Source organism: Gluconobacter sp. P1D12_c (assembly GCF_018812105.1).
Lineage (GTDB): Bacteria > Pseudomonadota > Alphaproteobacteria > Acetobacterales > Acetobacteraceae > Gluconobacter > Gluconobacter oxydans_A.
On the sequence record NZ_JACSIQ010000084.1, the window covers coordinates 1 to 760 of the forward strand.

The 760-nt window shown below is 43.6% G+C and carries 1 pseudogene; it reads right to left on the reverse strand.

Going from position 1 to position 760, the window contains the following annotated elements:
* Nucleotides 1-33 precede the first annotated feature (33 nt).
* Nucleotides 34-760: pseudogene (locus tag KP705_RS15650) on the reverse strand (hypothetical protein); the annotation flags it as partial.

Below are 760 nucleotides of genomic sequence, written 5' to 3' on the forward strand. Positions count from 1 at the left end.
AATGCTAGACCCCGGACCTTCGGGGTCGTCGCTCTAGGCAATAGAGCGATCAGAACCCTTTTGAGGCTTCGCCTTAGGTTCCCACGTCGCCTGGAATGACTCAAGCCACTCCTTCGCAATCCTATCGCAATCACGCATTAAATCATCCAACGTGTAGACAGTCTTAATGAACGGAACAGGATTAATTCCATGCGAATCCAAAGAATCAAAAACTAAACCAAGATAAGTTTCAAGCTGTTCATTCTTCTTCTGTAAATCTCTGAACGGCTTGCCCTTATCAAAACTTTTTTCGCGTTCGCTTTTCAATTCGTTCAATAGTGATTTTCGTGATTCATTACTTTTGTGAATTTTTGTTTTTAGTGATGAATTACTCGCTTTCAACTTCTCATTTTGATTCTTCAATAAATGAATTTCATTTTCACGAGACTTCGCACCATCATCAAAACGGCTTTTCGTGAATGACTCAGAAACCTGAACAACACCACCAGCAACAGCAGAAGAAACAGCACCAACCAACGTGCCAGCCTTCTCAAACTTTTCAGCCTTAGCTTTTGCAGCATCAACACGCTTTGCAACAGCACGACCATCAGCCAGAGCAATAGCTAAAGCCTTGGCTTGTTGCTTCTCCTGGTTCCACTGGTCCCGAGTTAAACGCCTACGACCTGGACCAATACGAGTTAAGCCAGAAGGCTTCCCGACCTTATCCCAATAACTGTCCTGCCAATCTCTAAACGATTGCTTATAGGCTTCATTTTGTTCC